Raw genomic sequence first — 18,892 nt, 5'->3', positions numbered from 1 at the left:
TGCAAGAAGGGCAGTTGCTATCGCGTCGTGATTAAAAAATTTTTGTTCGGCACGCTAGTGATTGCCGCTATCTATTACCTGATGGCAGTCGTCGTGCTGCACTATTTTTTATCGGCCCTGATTTTTATCAAGGTCCCCTCAAGTAACACTCACGAAACCCAACGTTATGTCGTCGCAACGGACGGGGTTGAGTCTCTCATTCGGGCGTATATTGCGCCAGCTCAAACAGGTTGCGTGCTGTTTTTCCCTGGTCAACATGGCGATATTGCCCGCTATGAAAATGACGTGTTCGCTCATCTCTCTCGTCGTGGTATTTCGGTTTACGCCATCTCTTATCCGGGATATGAGGGGGCTAAAGGGACGGCAAATTTCGCCAATGTTAAGGCGGTCACTCAACATGCTGTTAGCTATATTGAGCAACACAGCGCATGCCGTATTGCTGATTCAGTGTTTATCGGTCGCTCATTAGGCGCCGCTATTGCGATTGAAAATGCCTTGAACAATAAGCCAAGAGGGTTGCTGCTGGATGGTGTTTCTCCCTCATTAGCGGCGACGGTACGTCAGAAATTGAAAGGCAACATCTGGTTAAAGCCGCTGCAACTGCTGCCTATTGCGCAATTGCTCGCGTATAACCCGAAACTCACAGATCAGCTCCGGCGCTTAGCAGGTGTTGCTGTCGTGATTTTTCAGGGTGACCGAGATGCGCTAACACCACTGCAACCATTGCAGCGAGCAGTTTCCGATGAGTCTTTGCTGGAGTTAGTGGTGATAAAAGGAGGGACTCATCGCGATACCCAAGTCACGGCGGGGCCGCTATATTTTGATAAACTTTGTCAGATTATCAGTTGTGTAACGCCGAAAATTTAGCTCGCTGTATGCCTCGATTGCGCATCAGCTAATGCCACTAATAAAAGGGAGAAATTGATGAACCTTTGGGATCAAGATATATATCAGCAAGCATGGAATTTTGCATCTAGGATTCACAATGGTCAGACGCTACCCGGCAGTGATATCTCCTACATCAATCATCTTGGCTTGGTCGCCATGGAAGCGATGGCCGCAGTGGCGAATGGTGGTGTGGAACAGCCCAATATTCTGGTGATATGTGCCTTATTGCACGATGCTATTGAAGACACGCCGACCACTTACGAGCAGATTCTGGCTGAGTTTGGCCAAGATATTGCGGATGGCGTATTGGCGTTAACCAAAGATACAAGGCTCGGCAGCAAAGAAACGCAGATGCAAGACAGCCTGGCGCGGATCAAACAACAGCCTAAAGCGGTGTGGATGGTGAAACTGTCCGACCGCATTACTAATCTGCAAGCGCCGCCAGCGCATTGGGATAGTGCAAAAATTAAGGCGTATCAGCAAGAAGCCCAAATGATTCTCGATCATCTTGGAGACGCTAATGCATTTCTCGCTAATCGCTTAATGGCAAAGATTGCCAATTATGAGCAGTATCTGTAATCGGCGTTATCTGCGCCTAAAAAATGAAAAAGGGGCGTAAAGCCCCTTTTCTAAAACGCGATCGACAAGCCAACTTAACTTAACCGAAGGTACCCTTAACGTAGTCTTGGGTACGTTGATTTTTAGGTTGGTTAAACACCTGTTGAGTCTCACCAAATTCAATCAACTCACCTAAGTACATAAAGGCGGTGTAGTCCGAGATACGTGCCGCTTGCTGCATATTGTGCGTCACAATCACAATGGTGTAATCGCGGCGCAGTTCAGTGATCAGCTTTTCGATACCTTGGGTCGCAATTGGGTCCAGTGCTGACGTTGGTTCGTCCATCAAGATCACATCAGGTTTCAATGCGATAGTGCGGGCGATACACAAACGTTGCTGCTGACCGCCTGATAAACCTGAGGCGTCAGTGTGCAGTTTGTCTTTTACTTCGTTCCACAGTTGCGCTTTTTCCAACGCTTCTTGAACACGCGCATCCATCTGCTTACGTGACAGGCTTTCGTACAGCTTGATGCCAAAAGCGATGTTGTCGTAGATACTCATCGGGAACGGCGTTGGCTTTTGGAACACCATACCGATTTTGGCGCGCAGATCATTCAAATCGACTTTCTTATCCAGCACTTTGATATCGCTGCCAAGGGTCACATCACCTTCGGCATATTGGCCTGGATACAGTTCATAAATACGGTTTAAACAACGTAATAGCGTTGATTTACCACAACCAGACGGACCGATCATCGCAGTAACGTGATTTTCGTAGATTGGCATGGTGACATCGAATAACACTCGCTTGTCTTTTCCGTAGAAGAAGTTCAAGTCTTTGATGTCCATACGCTTAACCAACGGGTTTACATTAGGTTGTTGGTAATCTTTCAATTGGGCTACCTGATTCATCAGGACCTCCGCTTTTTAAGTTGTGGTAATGCTCTTGAAAGAACATTGAGGAACAAAATGGCCATGGTAATTAACAATGCGCCGGACCAGGCCAGTTGGTTCCACGATTCGTACGGGCTCATTGCGTATTGATAGATTGTCACCGGCAAGTTTGCCATAGGCTCGTTCGGGTTTACAGACATAAAGCTGGAATTTAACGCTGTAAATAGTAGCGGTGCTGTCTCGCCACTGATACGGGCAATTGACAGCAGAATTCCAGTCACAATACCTGTGCCTACGGCGCGATAGCTAAGTTGCATTGTCACGCGCCATTTAGGAGTACCCAAACCAGCACCCGCCTCACGTAATTGAGTAGGTACCAGTTTTAACATCTCTTCAGTAGTACTGATAATCACAGGTAAGGCGATGATAGCTAACGCAATTGCACCTGCCCAACCAGAGAAGTGACCCATAGTCACTACCACTAATTCATAGACGAATAGGCCAATCAAAATTGACGGCGCACTCATCAGCATACCGTTCAGAAAGCGAATGGTATCTGCAGTCTTAGAGTTTTGACCGTACTCTGCCAGCCAGGTTCCTGCCAACACCCCAATCGGAGTAGCGACTAAAATACCGAGCCCCGTCATGATGACGCTGCCGACGATGGCATTGAGCAAACCACCTTCACCGCCAGGGCCTGGAGTGACTTCGGTAAATAGTGCCCAATTCATACCCGCTAACCCTTTTTGGAATAGGGTGAACAGAATGAGCACCAAAATACCTAAACCGATAGCAGTAGAAGCGAGGCACAGTAATTTGAATAACTGATTTTTAAACTTGCGGATCATTTTGCTTTCCTCCGCAGCAGTACGCGGGCGGTGCCCATCACGATAAAGGTGATCATGAATAGTACTAAACCAAGTCCTATCAAGGCGGAGATGTGCATATCACCGGTTGCTTCATTGAATTGGTTAGCAATCGATGCCGAGATAGACGTCGCTGGCATAAACAAACTCGTGTCGATGCTCTGCGCGCCACCGATGACGAAGGTAATCGCCATGGTTTCACCGAGTGCGCGACCCAATGCCAGAATCAAAGCGCCAAAAATAGGGCCTTTAATCGCGGGGAGTAGCACTTTCACAATCACTTCAAATTGGGTTGCACCGATTCCATACGTGGCTTCGCGCAATACTTTCGGTACTGTTGACAGGGCTTCTTTAATCAGGGATGTCAGAATAGGCAAAATCATAAAGGCTAAGATGATGCCCGAGGTCAACAAACCAACGCCCATCGGAGGACCACTGAACATGGTACCGATCACTGGTATTTCTGAGAGATTGTCACTTGCCCAAATCTGAAATCCATCCGCAAACCAAGGTGCAAACACAAACAAGCCCCACATACCGTAGATAATTGACGGTACGGCAGCTAACAGCTCGATAGCGATAAATAAAGGCTTGGAAATTGCGGCGGGGCAGAGTTCAGATAGGAAGATGGCAACGCCTAACCCAACAGGGAGGGCGAGCATTACCGCGATAATGGATGACACCACAGTTCCGTATAGGGCGTTTAGGGCGCCGAACTCTTCGGTCACAGGGTTCCATTCAGTACTGGTAAAAAATGACAGGCCAAATTTTTCCATCGCTGGCCATGCGCCGAGTATCAGCGACAACATAATACAAAACATCAGTACTGATATCAGACCAGCACTGACGAAACATGCGCGACGGAACAGGTTGTCACCTTGCCAAGGAAAATCCACGATTGAAATTGCTCTCATAAATCTCAACTTTTCAGAAATGGCTTAGCCCTCGCAAACTTACCGCGAGGGCTAGGGTCATTACAGTGGCTTAGTAAATCGCTTTGCCATCTGCTTTGATATCGCTGTGCCACATGGTTTCAACCATTTTCACAACGTTGTCTGGCATTGGGATATATTCCAGGCCAGCAGCTAGGTCATCACCATTTGCGTAAGACCATTCGAAGAACTTCAGCACTTCTTTAGCTGTTGCTTCGTTAGCTTGCTCTTTATGCATCAGGATGAAGGTAGCAGCAGTCATTGGCCATGACTCAGCACCTGGTTGGTCATTCAGAATCAGTTTGAAGCCAGGAGCGTTTGCCCAGTCAGCGTTAGCTGCAGCAGCTTGGAAAGCGCCCATAGTTGGCAGTACAAACTTACCTGCTTTGTTTTGCAGCTGAGTGTAAGACAGGTTGTTGGTTTTTGCGTACGCAAACTCAACATAACCGATAGCGCCTTTGGTGCGTTTTACGAAGTTAGCCACACCAGCATTACCTTTACCACCCAATTGGTTAGCCGCTTTTGGCCATGCTACTTCTTTACCAACACCGATTTCGCTCTTCCAACCAGCGCTAACGCGAGTCAGATAATCAGTGAAGTTGTAAGTAGTACCTGAACCGTCAGAGCGGTGTACAGTGTAGATAGGCGTGTGAGGCAGTTTAACGCCGTTGTTCAATTCAGCGATTGCTGCGTCATCCCAGCTTTTCACTTTACCTAAATAGATGTCTGCTAACAGCTCACCAGACAGCTTCAGTTCACCCGCTTTAACACCTGGCAGGTTTACAACAGCAACGATAGAGCCCATAACTGCAGGAAATTGCACCAGACCTTCTTTGTCCAGACGATCTTTGCTCAGTGGCGCATCAGATGCACCGAAATCTACAGTTTTTGCGATAATTTGCTTGATACCGCCGCCAGAACCGATAGCTTGATAGTTCAGTTTGACGCCAGTTTCTTTGTTATACTGCTCTGCCCATTTTGCATACACTGGGTATGGGAAGGTAGCACCAGCACCGTTGATTACTGTGTCAGCGAATGCTGAAGTTGAACAAACGATGGCACATCCAAACAGCGCGCCCTTAAGCAAGTTATTCATATATCAATCCTAAAATTTGACATTCCAGTCGTTGGTTAGTTGACGCGAAGCAGTTTGTCACCGTTAAATGACAGCTATGTGACAAAGATGAAATATGACGAAATATTTTGCGATTTTTTTGTGAAAAGGGGGCGGGTAACTGCTGGAAGATAGCTTTAGTTTTTTATTAACTATTTGTTATTTATCAAAAATAAAACAAGACGCACAGTGGCGTCTTGTTAGTGTGACATGTTTATGACAGTTAGGCTTTCATGGCCTTATCGCCACGCGCCAAGCCAACAACACCTGAACGTGACACTTCTATGACCTTAGTGGCTTCTGCCATTGCACTGATAAATGAGTCTAATTTCTCAGATGTTCCGGCTAACTGGATGGTATAGAGGTTAGACGTAACGTCTACAATCTGTCCACGGAAGATATCTGCCATGCGTTTGACTTCATCGCGCATCTCACCAACAGCCCGCACTTTGATCATCGCCAATTCACGTTCCACATAAGCAGATTCAGTGATATTAGACACCTTGAGTACATCGATCAGCTTATGCAGTTGTTTCTCTATTTGCTCCAGAATTGACTCGTCGGCAAATACGGTCACGGTTAGACGTGACAGCGTGGCATCATCGGTTGGTGCTACATTAAGTGTGTCAATGTTATAACCACGTTGGGAAAACAAGCCGACTACACGAGACAAAGCGCCAGGTTGGTTTTCCATCAATACAGAAATAATTCGGCGTTTCATCAGCATTTCTCCGTTTTGCTCAACCACATATCACTCATAGAACCGCCACGGATCTGCATCGGGTAGACGTGTTCGGTTTCATCAACGCTGATATCCACAAATACCAGACGATCTTCCAGCGCCATTGCTTCAGCCAGTTTGCTTTCCAGCTCGTCAGGATGGCTGATAGCAATGCCCACATGGCCGTAGGCTTCGGCAATCTTGGCAAAGTTCGGTACCGAATCCATGTAGGATTGCGAGTGGCGACCAGCATAGATAATGTCCTGCCACTGTTTCACCATTCCAAGGAAACGGTTATTCAAGTTGATGATTTTCACCGGCACACCATATTGCAGTGCGGTTGATAGCTCCTGAATATTCATCTGAATTGAGCCATCGCCGGTAACACAAACGACGGTTTCATCAGGCAGTGCCATCTTAACGCCCATGGCTGCCGGTAGGCCAAAGCCCATGGTACCGAGACCACCTGAGTTAATCCAACGACGTGGTTTATCAAACGGATAGTAGAGCGCTGCAAACATCTGGTGCTGACCAACGTCAGACGCAACATAAGCGTCGCCTTTAGTGATTTTATACAGAGTCTCAATGACTTGTTGTGGCTTAATGCGCTCAGCAGATTTCTCATAGTTGAGGCATTGGCGATCGCGCCAATGGTTAATTTGGTGCCACCACTGCTCAATAGCATTCGTATCTTGGCCGCTTTCTACACCTTCATCCAACAGTTCCAGCATATCAGCCAGCACCGCTTCGGCTGAGCCGACAATTGGGATATCAGCATGTACCGTCTTTGAGATTGAGGCTGGATCGATATCGATATGGATAACGCTGGCATTCGGGCAGTATTTGGCCAGATTATTGGTAGTGCGGTCGTCAAAGCGAACACCAATACCAAAAATGACATCGCAGTTGTGCATTGCCATGTTGGCTTCATACAGACCGTGCATCCCCAGCATGCCTAGGCTGTTACTGTGGCTGCCGGGAAAAGCACCCAAGCCCATCAGCGTGCTGACAACCGGTAAGTTCAGCTTTTCCGCCAATTGAGTCAGCTTATCGCTACATTCTGAAATAATGGCGCCACCGCCCACATAAAGTACCGGTTTTTTCGCTTCTAACAGTGCTTGTAAGCCACGGCGAATTTGTCCTTTATGGCCAGAAACGGTTGGGTTGTACGAACGCATTTTTATCTTTTTCGGATATTGGTATTCGTACTCAAGCGCGGGATTTAAGCAATCTTTTGGCAAATCGACAACCACAGGACCAGGACGACCGGTAGAGGCGATATAGAATGCTTTCTTGATAATGTTAGGAATTTCACGTGGATCGGTTACCAAGAAACTGTGTTTGACCACAGGGCGTGAAATACCAATCATGTCGCACTCTTGGAAGGCATCATTACCAATCAAGTTACTGGCAACCTGGCCAGAAAGCACCACCATCGGGACGGAATCCATGTAGGCGGTTGCAATGCCTGTAATGGCGTTAGTTGCACCAGGACCTGAGGTCACCAACACCACACCCACTTGGCCAGTTGCACGGGCATAACCGTCAGCCATGTGCACCGCTGCCTGTTCGTGGCGTACGAGAATATGTTCTATCTGGGATTTTTCGTGTAGTGCGTCGTAGATATCGAGAACAGAGCCACCGGGGTAGCCGAAAATATGTTTAACGCCTTCGTCGATCAACGAGCGGACGATCATGCTGGCGCCAGAAAGCATCTCCATTTGTCATTCCTCAATAGATACCGTTACGGTAAACAGTAACTTTTACAGCGACGGTAATCGCTAATAATCAATAGTGAAACGGGTATGTTTCACCACCCTGAACTCAAACCCTGATGGTTAGCAGCCCTGTAAGGCTGTGAGTCCTCTGTTACAAATGAACAGAAGGCCATCTTATGAAAATTCGGCTGTTTTGCAAGCAGTTAGCAAGGTACATTCGAGTTAAATGCTGCTTTTTTCAACTAAAGTATGATCTGAAGCAAACTGGCATTCAGTGCAAATGCCAGTTTTGACAGGAGTTTAGTGACTGGCTTTGGGGGATAGCGTGCCAGGAAATGTAAACAGTTGGCAGACGCCAACTAACACCACAGCGACCGCCATTAATGTACAAAATGGCATGGCGGTGCCAGTGTAAAACAGCGCTAAAATTGGGCCCGCAAGTGCACCCACACCAAAACGCAGCGTGCCGATAACGGCTGTTGCAGTGCCAGTTTCCTGTTTGAATTTCATCAGCACAATGGCATCACTGTTGACCGACATAATCCCCATTGAGCCCAGCAAAGGCATTAGCACGGCGACAGTGCACCAATAAGGCAGCGATAGAAAATTGATTAGCACCAGCGCGAACGCGGCGACCGTGCCCGAGGCAGTGGCTAATGCCAACATCTTGCGTGAACCGTGTTTGACCACAATACGAGAATTGACGAGGTTCGCCATGGCTAATGCGGCAACGTTAAGTGCAAATAGCAGCGCAAACGTATGTTCACTTAAGCCAAACACTTCCATATAGACAAACGGCGATGCGGTCAGATAGCTGAAAAATGCGAGCGAGCAGAGTAGGCCACTACAGAGATAGGGTTTAACGCCAGGACGGGAAAATACCACTGCATAATTACGCAGCATAGATTGTTGACTGCGTTCGCCCTTGGCTGCATCCGACGGCATATGTAACTTGAGCGCCACGAGCAATAGCAGTATCAAGGCGTATACGGTCAGTACATAGAAAATGAGCTGCCAGCGACCTAACCCCAAAATTAAACTACCGATAGTTGGGGCCGCAAGGGGCGCAATCATCATAATAAGTCCCACATAGGACATACCCTTAGCGGTATTGTCGCCGTATATCTCTTTTACATAACCGGGGATAACGACAGTAGCGGCTGACCCCAACACCGCCTGTACAAAGCGCAGCACCATAAATGTTGATAAATCATTCGCGAGTGCCAGTCCTAGGGTCGCTAACATAAATCCGCTTAATCCAATGAGCACCAGCGGCCTGCGACCAACGCGATCTGCCATCGGCCCGAAGGTCAACATGCCAAGAGCATAACCAGCGAGATAGACGCTGAGCGATTGCTGCACTTCAATCACACTCGCGTTAAAGCTTTGTGCAATCGCGGACATTGCTGGCAGGTACATATCAATGGTCAGCGGCGTAATCGCCATGATGGCAGATAACATCGGCAGTAAAAGATAAAGTGGCAAAGAAAAGGAAGCAGAAGCGCCTTGATAGCTGTCAGTCAAAATAACCCCATGAAAAACAAGGTGAAAAATATTGGTAAATAGCACGGATAATTGCATAGTAGCTTGAGTTTACGACGCTGCCAACTGTGATAAATGTCACGCCATATTTCAGTAAGCGATTGCCATCATTCTGTCATGGCATTGTCTAATTTTTGTCACCTACAGCCATTAGCTTGTTATAAATTTGTAGCAAACTAGGGACTGAAGAATGAAAACCAATCAACTCGCACTACTGATCAGTAGTGCCTTGCTGTTAGCAGCGTGTGGCGATGACGGTAACGATGGTGTGGACGGTAGTAACGGTGTAAACAGTTTGGTGAGTGTTACTGCGTTAGCGGTTGGCAGCAGTTGTACTTATGGCGGACAGCTGATTGAGTCTGGTCTGGATAGCAATGGTAACGGCACGCTAGAGGACACTGAAGTTCAACACACGCAAAACCTGTGTTACGACAGTGCAAGTGGTTTCAACATGGAGTTGATGGCACGTCATGAAAGCGGTGTCTATGGCTTAAGCGCTGCCGAGATTGTTGATTTCGACATTGTGGCGCAGAAAGTATTAGTCGTAAATGCGGTAAGTGGCCGTGTTGATGTGTTGGATGCCAGTGGTCTTGCGAGCGCTGAAGCCGTTAGCGGTAGTGCCGAGTTAGCCCTTAATAATCTGCCTTTGCTGAATGAATTAGATGTCGCTGCTGATGTAGGCCTTGAGCGCTTGGGTGGGGTCAACAGCTTAGCATTACACGATGACTTGCTCGCCGTGGCTATTGAGCGCGCCGACGAGGCTGGCAACAGCAAACAGGGCAATGGCTATGTGGCGTTTTATCGCCGCGTAGATGGGGCATACAGCTACCTGAAAGCGGTAGAAGTTGGCGCTTTGCCCGACAATGTTATCTTCACGCCAGACGGGAAATCGGTGTTGGTCGCTAACGAGGGCGAGCCTAACAATGCTTATGATGTAGATCCTGAAGGCTCGGTCGCTATTATATCTGTTACAGACGGCGAGCCAGCTGACAGTGCTAATTTAGTCCGCTTTACCGATTTTAACATCGGCGGCAGTCGCGCAGATGAAGTTAGCCAGATGATTAAGATCAATGGTCCAGGTGCTTCAGTCGCACAGGATTTGGAACCTGAATATATCGCCGTCAGTGCTGATTCTGCGACTGCGTGGGTGAGCCTGCAGGAGAACAATGCCATCGCAAAAATCAATATTGCAGACGCGAGCGTAGCGTCACTCATTGCGCTTGGGGCCAAAGACTTTGGTCTGGCGCAAAATGCAATTGATGCCAGCGATAAAGACGACATGGTCAACATTCGCCCTTATGAAGGCGTTTATGGCCTTTATATGCCTGATACCGTTGCAAGTTATCAATGGCATGGCAGTGATTTTGTGGTCACCGCCAATGAGGGTGATTCACGTGATTATGATGGCTTCTCAGAAGAAGCACGCGCCCATGATCTCGTGTTAGCGCCTAATCATCCGCAAGTCTCCGCAGCTCAGGATGATACGTTGCTCGGTCGTCTGAAAGTGACCACGTCTATGGGGGATGAAGACGGCGATGGTGAATACGAAAAGATTTACGCCTATGGTGGTCGTTCATTCTCAATTTTGGATAGCGATGGCCGCATGGTATTTGACTCCGGTAGCGATTTTGAACGCATTACCGCATCGTTATTAGGGCTAAACTTCAACAACAATAACGATGAAAATAAAGGCGATAGCCGCAGTGATGATAAAGGGCCAGAGCCAGAAGCATTAGCGGTTGGTAAAGTGGGTGACAGCACATATGCGTTCGTCGGCTTGGAGCGTACTGGCGGCATTATGGTATATGACGTCACAAATCCATTTGATGTGCACTTTGTCAATTACATCGTCAACCGCGATTTTGCAACCGATTTTGCCGTAGATACTGATACAGGTGAATATGAAGGCAATATGCAACTGGCGGGAGATTTAGGGCCGGAAGGCATGAAATTTGTTGCTGCAGAACATAGTCCGTTTGGTGTGCCTATGTTGGTTGTAGGCAATGAAGTCAGCGGTACCACAAGTATTTATCGCATTTACTAATTCGCGAAAATGCAAAAAAGCTTCGAATTGCTCGAAGCTTTTTTATTAATAGCACTATTAGATTAGCGAGGTTGGTCAAGGATTTAGTGACTGCAAAGCGGTTTTTGCCTGCCGTTGTCCCTTACTTCTTTTAATACTCTCAAGTTGCGTCATCAGCTGTTGATACAAGGCTTTGGTGTCGGTTTGTTCACGGCTGTAATGTGCGGTTTGGATTTGGCTGACTGTTTGCGCCAGTTCTGGTGCGATTTCTGCCAAGTTTTGCAGTGTCACCGAACGCTTGCTCAAGCTTGAGAGTTCACGCAACAGTGCGTTGAGAACTTCTCCGCTATTCTGGGCCGCAATCGCGGCATCAAGCGTGGTGTTTTTTGTTGCAGGAGCAGGTTTAACATCGTTATTGTTCACGGCGTTAGGTCGCTGGCGCGCACGCCACCACAAATACAGTGTGGCGAGCCACAGCAGTGCGAAAATGGCGGTAGTCCATGGCCAAATACCGCTATCGGTGACCGTTTGAGGCTGTGGTGTATCAATTTGTGGCGCTGGCGTATTAGCTGCGGGTTTTACGCTAATATGACGCGCGGGCAGGGTGGCAAACTGCTGTTTGTTCAGGTGCGGATTCCACCAAGCGACTTTAACCTCAGGCAGGGTATAGTCACCTGCCTTGGAAGGCACAATCGCGACCGTCTGAGTTAACTGAGCTACTGTTTGGCCGTTACGGGCCATAGTTTTGCGCTGCGGTTTCTCGGGGTAGCTTTTCATGCCTTGCGGCAATGGCACTTTGACATCTGGCAAACTGGTGTCGTCGGCATTAGAAGCAAGCAAGGTGATGTTGCGGGTTATCGGCTGTCCCACTTCAAAGCTTTGCTTGTCCTGCCAGTCTTCACTGAGATTGACTAAGTCGGCAACTAACCAATCGCCTTGATAACTTTCAGGTTTAGCATTGATGTTAACGACAACACTGTCGCCTTGGGCTTCAACCGGACGGCTCTCTTGGAATGAGAACATGCTGCGAGATGGCGAGTCGACCAACACATCACCTGAGAACGTTGGGCCACTAATCACCAGTTTTCCGGGCGTATCAGCCACAATGCTGTACGTACGTTCAATCACGCGGTAGCGACGGCCATTGACTATCTCGCTGCTGTCTTTATCATCGCCTACTTGTTTGACTTGTGCACCACCAGTATTGGGCGCCGATAGCACGCCGCGTTGTAGATCTACTGCCAGATAGAGTTTCACTTTGTAGCTGAGCATTTGGCCAACATAGGCCTCTTTATCTGAGACGGTCGCTTTTAAGAAGAGATTTTTCGCTTGTTGCGGTTGGCTTTGGGCATCAACAACTTGCAGGGCAATCGGCTGAGATTTTACGCCTTGTACTTCGAGCGCAGGTACTGTAACAACCCCCTGGTGTTTTGGCTTAAGTAATATCTGCCAGTTGGTTTCTTTGTGCGTATCAAAATTGACGATCTGAGTGCTGCGGCTAACGCTGGTGCGGCCGACGACGAAGTCTTTCAGCAGCGCTGATGTATCCAACGCATTGCTGGCCAACTCATCATCAGCTGTCACGGTTAACGCCAGATATTCATTTTCCATGACAGGATTGCGGTCAACTGACGCTTGCAGCTGCGTTAAGGCAAAGGCCTTGAGTGGCAGAAATATTGCTGCCATGAGGAAAAGAGTGAGTCTGACTTTTACCACTTTTGTTGTTCCTTGGGTAACTCACCGCGTTGACGGCGTTTTTGATATTCCAATTGCATTTTGTTGCGTAACAGCGCTGCCGGATCGTCGACCACGGCTTTCAGCGCTCGGCTCATATCTGGGGGTAACTCATCAGGGTTAGCCTGCTTGGCTTTGATGGTACCACTATTGGGATGTTGCTCGTTTTGCTTGTCCTCTTCGCTATTGCCAGCTTGTGGTTGCGCCGCAGTCGCTGCGGCATCGGCATCTTGAGTCTTGTTATCACTGCCTGCTTGAGCTTGCATTGCAGGAGCTTGCTGCGCCTGCTCTTGTTGCTCATTGGCGGCTGACGGCGTTTCGGATTTACCCTTTTGCTGGTTATTTTGCTCGGCAGAGTTTTGTTGCGACGCTGCAGTTTGGTCTTTGGCTGCTTTATCATGACCTTGCTGACCTTGCTGACCTTGCTGACCTTGCTGACCTTGCTGACCTTGCTGACCATCTTGGCTTTGTTGCTTATCACCAGACTGTGACTGATCGGAACCCTGTTGCGAATCGCCTTGAGAGTTCTGTTTGCCTTGGTCTTGCTGTGGCTTATCGTCCTTCTGGTCCTTCTGGTCCTTCTGGTCCTTCTGGTCCTTCTGGTCCTTCTGGTCCTTCTGGTCCTTCTGGTCCTTCTGGTCCTTCTGGTCCTTCTGGTCCTTCTGGTCCTTCTGGTCCTTCTGGTCCTTCTGGTCCTTCTGGTCCTTCTGGTCCTTCTGGTCCTTCTGGTCCTTCTGGTCCTTCTGGTCCTTCTGGTCCTTCTGGTCCTTCTGGTCCTTCTGGTCCTTCTGGTCCTTCTGGTCCTTCTGGTCCTTCTGGTCCTTCTGGTCCTTCTGGTCCTTCTGGTCCTTCTGGTCCTTCTGGTCCTTCTGGTCCTTCTGGTCCTTCTGGTCCTTCTGGTCCTTCTGGTCCTTCTGGTCCTTCTGGTCCTTCTGGTCCTTCTGGTCCTTCTGGTCCTTCTGGTCCTTCTGGTCTTGGTTGCCTTGCTGCTTTTGCTGTTGCTGTTGCTTATCCAGTTTTTCCGCTAAGGCCTTATTGCGCTTGGCTTCGGCCATGTTGGGATTTTGCTCCAAGGCTTTGTTGTAGCGTTTCTCTGCTTCAGCGTATTGGCCAAGCTGCATCAGAGCATTGCCTTGGTTGTAATGACCTTGTGCAGAGCTATCGTGCTCAAATGCGTCTAATGCGCCTTGATAATCGCCCGCCTTGTACTTGGCCGCACCTTGCCAAGCGGGGGAGGTGAATTTGTCAGCCGCGTTTTTAAAGTCGCCTTGACGATAGGCGGCCATACCTTGTTGATCTTGTGTCTGCCACAAATTATCCCATGTGCTGGCACTGGCTGGCGTAGGCGTAAGGCTTAGCGTAAGCGGTACCAGTAACAGCGCCATTAATGGCAGTCCAACACGGAATGCTAATAGCAGTGGCAACAACAATAACACAGCAATATACGGCCCTAAATCAAACCAAGTATCCCCTGTAAGTTGGGTGGCGGCTGCGCCTGCCGCTTCATCATCTGCTTGTAACCAATCGCGTAGCTTGGTGAGATCACTGCCGTCGTTGGCGTAAGGGAACAGTTTACCGCCCGTTGCCTGTGCTAATTCATTGAGTTGGTTAAAGTCGGTGCTTGGCACGACTAAGTCGTTTTTGCTATCTCGCATCAGCTGCCCGTTTGGCAGTTTGATGGGCGCTCCCTGTTGAGTGCCGATGGCAAGAATATCCAGACGATATTGGCTACCGCGCAGCTCCGCTTTAGCAGCATTGAGCTGGTCGCTATGGACGCCATCGGTGACCAGCACAATATCACCACGAATATGTCCGCCCTGAGTCAGCAACTCTTTTGCCTTGGCTAGTGCTTTTGGTAGGTTAGAACCGAGCACTGGCATAATGTCCGGGCTTAATGTGGGTAACAGATTAAGTAGCGTGTTGCTGTCACGGGTGAGCGGACTTATGACAAACGCATCTCCCGCGTAGGCAATAAGTCCGGTTTCGCCATCTTTGATGCCATTCAGTAAATCAGTGGCACGAAAACGACTTTGAGTAAGACGATTCGGTGTTATATCGGTGGCATACATCGACAGTGACATATCCATCACCACCACTCGGCCTTCGCTACTGGCAAAAACGGGCATAGGTTTTTGGTACAAGGCTGGTCCGGTTAACGCCAAAATGGCGATGATGCAGCTAAAGGCCAACCAAGGTAGTTGCGATTTCTTTTCAACAGCACCGCTGCTGATTAACGTGGTTGCCAAGTGCGGTGCAATATAGCGGTTCCAACTCGATTGTGCTGGGTTTTTCTTCGCTAGCCACCACAGCATTACCGCCAGAGGGACAAGTGCGGCAAACCACTCGGGACGAATGAAATGTAGACTCATGCATTCCTCCCGTATTCACGGCTTGCAGGCAACATACTGACAATGGCTTGCAACAACACTAACAGCAGTGCAAGACCAAGTGGCCAGTAAAATAGCTCTGACTGTGGACGATAACTCAGCGCATCGCGGCTTATTGGTTCGAGCTTATCGATTTCTTGGTAAATCGCGTCTAAATCCTTAGGATTACGGGCGCGGAAGTAACGGCCGTGGGTTTTATCGGCAATGCGTTTCAATTGTGCTTCATCGAGATCGGCCGATGGATTAACTCGCTCGATGCCAAACAGGGTTCGGCGTTCCATCACATCAGCACCTAAGCCAATGGTATAGATAGTCACACCGCGCTTGGCGGCAATCTCAGTCGCCTGATCTGGCATGATGGTGCCAGTGTTATTCGAACCGTCGGTGAGCAGAATAAGCACACGGTTACTTTTTTCCATGCGATCAAAGCGCTTTACGGCTAACGCAATGGCATCACCAATATCGGTTTGCTTTCCCACCAAGCCGATTTGGGCTTCTTGCAGATATTGAGCGACCGAACGGCGGTCTTGGGTCAAAGGTGCTTGCAGATAGGCGTTATCACCAAACAAAATTAGTCCGATACGGTCTCCCTTGCGGCGTTCGATAAAGTCGCTGACCACTTTTTGAATCACACTAAAACGGTCGACGGTTTTGCCATCAAGTACCATGTCTTCAATCTGCATACTGCCGGATAGGTCGACTGCAACCATCAAGTCTCTACCTTTAGTAGGGAGCTCTATTGGTTCACCCAACCACTGCGGTCTGGCAATGGCTAACACCAATAAACACCACAGACACCAAAGCAACCATGGACGTTTGCCAGTAGTTACCGTTGCGGCGCTATTGGCATAGCCCGCGACGCCTGGCAGATTCAGTTGTCCGCCGGTCAACACTGTCGGTTTGCGGCGAATAATTAACGGCAGCGGCAGCAAAATCAGCAACCAAGGCCATGCCAGAGTTAACATGCTGCCTCCTTAATATCGTTGCGAGTTTGCGCTTTTTTGCCAAAGTGCTGCGGGGCATGCTGCAGCCAGCTGCGTGTTAACTGCAGGAGTTGACGGCCGTCAATCGTCGCCCCTGGACGACGATAGCGATGCTGTAGTAAGTTGGCGAATTGTCCGCGTTCCGCCTCTGGCAGCACTTGATCTAAATAGTGATACCAGTTGTCGTCAGTCAGCCCCGCGACATCTTGGCGTTGCCCATAGCTAATTGCGGTACGCTTTAATAGCGCACTGAGGATAACCGGCAATTGCGGATCGTCACTGTCTAATTGGTCGAGTAAGACCAGTGCCTCTTTGGCTGCGGCTCGTTGTTGGCGACGTTGACGCAACACTTTTATCAGCCAAATGCTGGCGAACAGTATCAGGAGCAAGCTGATAATCGCAACCGCCCAAATACCGGGGGCCAGCGGCCACCAACCGATGTCTGCAGGCAGTTGAATATCCTGCATGTTGGCAAGCGCTGGGTTTGGGGAGGAAGAACTCACACTCATCGTAACAAATTCAGTTGTTGATTAAGGTTGGTACCAGCATCAATGCGGCGCACGCTGGCGCGCAAGGATTGCATCATGTGTTCAAATTGCTGCATCTGTTGTTGCTGACGTAATAGCCATGCATCGTAACTGTGACGGTCAAGTAGCATTGATTTACCGTTATCTTTGACAGGCAGCGTAAAACGTTTTGGTAAGGGTAAAGCACCGCTGCGCAGCGGATCAGACACCACAAACGCGGCAATCTCACTGTGACGTTTGACATTGGTCAATGCCTGCAAGCAATCGTCGTTAAAGCCAGTGCCATCGGTGATAATCCACACCATAGAACCGGGTTTGACAATTCGCGCAAGCTGCCGGCAACTATGCGCCATTAGCTGTTCGGGAGATTGTGACTCTGCGCGATTAAGTTGTGTTTGATGCACTTGCGTCAGCGCTGAAATCAACGCCAGAATGCCTTGTTCACGCGCTCGTGGCTTTAACTCTCGCGGCTGATTATCTGACACAATCAAGGCCCCGATTCGGTCTCCTTGTTGTATCGCATTCCAGCCTAGCGTGGCGGCCAGATGAGCCGCTTGTACCGCTTGCAGCAACAGCGTAGAGCCGAAATAGAGACTGTGTTTCATGTCGACCAACAACAGCACAGGTCGCTCGCGCTCTTCAACAAAAAGCTTAGTGTGCGCTTTCCCGGTGCGCGCCGTTACGCGCCAGTCAATCGTACGAATATCATCGCCTTGTTGATAATGGCGGACTTCGGCGAACTCCATGCCTCGCCCTTTGATAAGGCTACTACGATGGCCAGACATGGCTGCACGGGCACGCGCCTGACGGTCAGGCAGCGCGCGCGCCAGATTACGGCAGGCTAACAGTTCAGCCTCATGCAGATGAACTCCATCAGCAAACTGCGGCAGTAGTTCATTGATTGCTGCACTCATTAGGGAACCGCTACCTGACTCAAAATATGGTTGATCACTTCATCACGGCTAACGCCTTCAGCTTGCGCCTGATAACTTAGCAGCAACCGGTGACGCAGTACGTTGGGCACAACCGCCTGAATATCTTCTGGCGCTACGAAGTCGCGTTCTTTCAACCAAGCGCGCGCACGAGCACAACGTTCTATCGATTGGGTTGCCCGTGGGCTAACGCCGTATTCGAGCCATTTGGCTAACTGGTCGCTGAAGCGTTGCGGCTGGCGGGTGGCACTAATAATATCGACGATATAGCGCTCCAGCGGCTCCGCTAAGTAGATTTCCAACGCCTGTTTACGTGCGGTAAACACTTCAGCCTGCGCAATTGGTGTAATACGTTCGATCTGCTGGGTTTTGGCTTCGTTGCGTGACAGCCGCATGATTTCCAGTTCGGTCTCTGCCGACGGATAGTCGAGGTTTAAGTGCATCAAAAAGCGGTCTAACTGGGCTTCTGGCAGTGGATAGGTGCCTTCGTTTTCCAGCGGGTTTTGTGTCGCCATTACTAAAAACAGCTCGGGCAATTTATATGAATGCTTGCCAACGGTGACTTGGCCCTCTGCCATCGCTTCTAACAACGCTGACTGCACCTTCGCGGGAGCGCGGTTGATCTCATCGGCCAGAATTAAGTTATGAAAGACGGGTCCCGCTTCAAACTCAAAGGTGCCAGTTTGTGCGCGGTAGATATCGGTACCGGTTAAATCGGCAGGTAACAAATCAGGGGTAAACTGAATTCGGTGAAAGTCGCCTTCAATGCCGTCGCACAAGGCCTTAACCGCACGAGTTTTTGCCAGCCCTGGAGGGCCTTCTACCAATAAATGACCATCGGCAATTAATGCAATTAACAGGTTTTCGGTGAGCGTGGGTTGCCCCAAAATAATCTTGTCGAGATAGCGTCTTAACGCATGAAAATTGCTGAGTGGCATATCAATTATTCTCTTACTAAAGGTTGAGCGTAAGCGCCCAAAATTACGTTACTTTGCCTTGGCTTACGCCGATTGAAGTACAAATCACCTTAAATTAAAAGTTAAACTTTTTTCAGGTTACAAAGGCGCGTTAT

16 protein-coding genes are annotated in these 18,892 nt (G+C 49.1%); 3 read left to right on the top strand and 13 right to left on the bottom strand.

Annotated features, from left to right (window positions below; all coding sequences use genetic code 11):
• The first annotated feature begins 27 nt into the window (after positions 1-27).
• Positions 28-867 carry an alpha/beta hydrolase gene (locus tag HR45_RS04645; RefSeq protein WP_162180642.1) on the top strand — a complete coding sequence of 280 codons (840 nt, stop codon included), beginning with the start codon at positions 28-30 and terminating at the stop codon, positions 865-867.
• 57 nt (positions 868-924) lie between these two features.
• A complete protein-coding gene (locus HR45_RS04640; protein WP_037440104.1) occupies positions 925-1,467 on the top strand; it encodes an HD domain-containing protein in 543 nt (180 codons plus the stop codon).
• A gap of 79 nt (positions 1,468-1,546) precedes the next feature.
• Here HR45_RS04640 and pstB read toward each other — a convergent pair whose 3' ends face one another.
• The 7 genes from pstB to HR45_RS04605 form a co-directional block, all read right to left on the bottom strand.
• The gene (pstB, locus tag HR45_RS04635) at positions 1,547-2,359 is read right to left on the bottom strand and encodes a phosphate ABC transporter ATP-binding protein PstB (RefSeq protein WP_037440102.1); all 813 of its coding nucleotides are present in this window, start codon (positions 2,357-2,359) and stop codon (positions 1,547-1,549) included.
• Positions 2,359-3,189, bottom strand: coding sequence for a phosphate ABC transporter permease PstA (pstA, locus tag HR45_RS04630; protein ID WP_037440100.1), 831 nt, complete (start codon positions 3,187-3,189; stop codon positions 2,359-2,361). The genes pstB and pstA overlap by 1 nt, the downstream gene beginning before the upstream one ends.
• Positions 3,186-4,121 carry a phosphate ABC transporter permease subunit PstC gene (gene pstC, locus HR45_RS04625; protein WP_037440099.1) on the bottom strand — a complete coding sequence of 312 codons (936 nt, stop codon included), beginning with the start codon at positions 4,119-4,121 and terminating at the stop codon, positions 3,186-3,188. The genes pstA and pstC overlap by 4 nt, the downstream gene beginning before the upstream one ends.
• Before the next feature lie 70 nt (positions 4,122-4,191).
• Positions 4,192-5,235, bottom strand: a complete 1,044-nt coding sequence (pstS, locus tag HR45_RS04620; protein ID WP_081933378.1) for a phosphate ABC transporter substrate-binding protein PstS — start codon at positions 5,233-5,235, stop codon at positions 4,192-4,194.
• 241 nt (positions 5,236-5,476) lie between these two features.
• Entirely contained in the window at positions 5,477-5,974 is a 498-nt protein-coding gene (gene ilvN, locus HR45_RS04615; RefSeq protein WP_037440097.1) for an acetolactate synthase small subunit, read from the bottom strand.
• Entirely contained in the window at positions 5,974-7,695 is a 1,722-nt protein-coding gene (locus HR45_RS04610; protein ID WP_037440095.1) for an acetolactate synthase 3 large subunit, read from the bottom strand. The genes ilvN and HR45_RS04610 overlap by 1 nt, the downstream gene beginning before the upstream one ends.
• Before the next feature lie 297 nt (positions 7,696-7,992).
• On the bottom strand, positions 7,993-9,216 hold the full coding sequence (locus HR45_RS04605) for a multidrug effflux MFS transporter (protein ID WP_241461052.1): 1,224 nt from the start codon (positions 9,214-9,216) through the stop codon (positions 7,993-7,995).
• A 208-nt stretch (positions 9,217-9,424) separates the two neighbouring features.
• On the opposite strand from HR45_RS04605, the gene HR45_RS04600 reads away from it, so the two are divergent.
• Entirely contained in the window at positions 9,425-11,278 is a 1,854-nt protein-coding gene (locus tag HR45_RS04600) for a choice-of-anchor I family protein (RefSeq protein ID WP_037440093.1), read from the top strand.
• A gap of 75 nt (positions 11,279-11,353) precedes the next feature.
• Here HR45_RS04600 and HR45_RS04595 read toward each other — a convergent pair whose 3' ends face one another.
• From HR45_RS04595 to HR45_RS04570, 6 genes are read right to left on the bottom strand one after another with little or no spacing between them, the layout of a single operon-like run.
• Complete coding sequence (locus HR45_RS04595; RefSeq protein ID WP_241461051.1) at positions 11,354-12,973, bottom strand: BatD family protein; 1,620 nt, start codon at positions 12,971-12,973, stop codon at positions 11,354-11,356.
• Complete coding sequence (locus HR45_RS04590; protein WP_052074503.1) at positions 12,967-15,360, bottom strand: vWA domain-containing protein; 2,394 nt, start codon at positions 15,358-15,360, stop codon at positions 12,967-12,969. The genes HR45_RS04595 and HR45_RS04590 overlap by 7 nt, the downstream gene beginning before the upstream one ends.
• Positions 15,357-16,343 carry a vWA domain-containing protein gene (locus tag HR45_RS04585; protein WP_037440091.1) on the bottom strand — a complete coding sequence of 329 codons (987 nt, stop codon included), beginning with the start codon at positions 16,341-16,343 and terminating at the stop codon, positions 15,357-15,359. The genes HR45_RS04590 and HR45_RS04585 overlap by 4 nt, the downstream gene beginning before the upstream one ends.
• Positions 16,337-16,864 carry a DUF4381 domain-containing protein gene (locus HR45_RS04580; protein ID WP_162180641.1) on the bottom strand — a complete coding sequence of 176 codons (528 nt, stop codon included), beginning with the start codon at positions 16,862-16,864 and terminating at the stop codon, positions 16,337-16,339. Before HR45_RS04580 ends, HR45_RS04585 begins: the two co-directional genes overlap by 7 nt.
• A 2-nt stretch (positions 16,865-16,866) precedes the next feature.
• Complete coding sequence (locus tag HR45_RS04575) at positions 16,867-17,802, bottom strand: DUF58 domain-containing protein (RefSeq protein WP_037440089.1); 936 nt, start codon at positions 17,800-17,802, stop codon at positions 16,867-16,869.
• Entirely contained in the window at positions 17,802-18,758 is a 957-nt protein-coding gene (locus HR45_RS04570; RefSeq protein ID WP_037440087.1) for an AAA family ATPase, read from the bottom strand. Before HR45_RS04570 ends, HR45_RS04575 begins: the two co-directional genes overlap by 1 nt.
• Positions 18,759-18,892: the final 134 nt, after the last annotated feature.

It is taken from the genome of Shewanella mangrovi (assembly GCF_000753795.1).
Taxonomy (GTDB): domain Bacteria; phylum Pseudomonadota; class Gammaproteobacteria; order Enterobacterales; family Shewanellaceae; genus Shewanella; species Shewanella mangrovi.
The sequence above is the reverse complement of the archived record's forward strand: the minus strand, read 5'-3'. Positions and strand labels throughout refer to the sequence as shown.

Coding starts and splice junctions, on each gene's coding strand:
- pstB (WP_037440102.1), bottom strand. CDS start 2,359: ATGAATCAGGTAGCCCAATTGAAAGATTACCAACAACCTAATGTAAAC.
- HR45_RS04640 (WP_037440104.1), top strand. CDS start 925: ATGAACCTTTGGGATCAAGATATATATCAGCAAGCATGGAATTTTGCA.
- HR45_RS04575 (WP_037440089.1), bottom strand. CDS start 17,802: ATGAGTGCAGCAATCAATGAACTACTGCCGCAGTTTGCTGATGGAGTT.
- HR45_RS04570 (WP_037440087.1), bottom strand. CDS start 18,758: ATGCCACTCAGCAATTTTCATGCGTTAAGACGCTATCTCGACAAGATT.
- ilvN (WP_037440097.1), bottom strand. CDS start 5,974: ATGAAACGCCGAATTATTTCTGTATTGATGGAAAACCAACCTGGCGCT.
- HR45_RS04585 (WP_037440091.1), bottom strand. CDS start 16,343: ATGTTAACTCTGGCATGGCCTTGGTTGCTGATTTTGCTGCCGCTGCCG.
- pstC (WP_037440099.1), bottom strand. CDS start 4,121: ATGAGAGCAATTTCAATCGTGGATTTTCCTTGGCAAGGTGACAACCTG.
- HR45_RS04610 (WP_037440095.1), bottom strand. CDS start 7,695: ATGGAGATGCTTTCTGGCGCCAGCATGATCGTCCGCTCGTTGATCGAC.
- HR45_RS04590 (WP_052074503.1), bottom strand. CDS start 15,360: ATGAGTCTACATTTCATTCGTCCCGAGTGGTTTGCCGCACTTGTCCCT.
- HR45_RS04600 (WP_037440093.1), top strand. CDS start 9,425: ATGAAAACCAATCAACTCGCACTACTGATCAGTAGTGCCTTGCTGTTA.
- pstA (WP_037440100.1), bottom strand. CDS start 3,189: ATGATCCGCAAGTTTAAAAATCAGTTATTCAAATTACTGTGCCTCGCT.
- pstS (WP_081933378.1), bottom strand. CDS start 5,235: ATGAATAACTTGCTTAAGGGCGCGCTGTTTGGATGTGCCATCGTTTGT.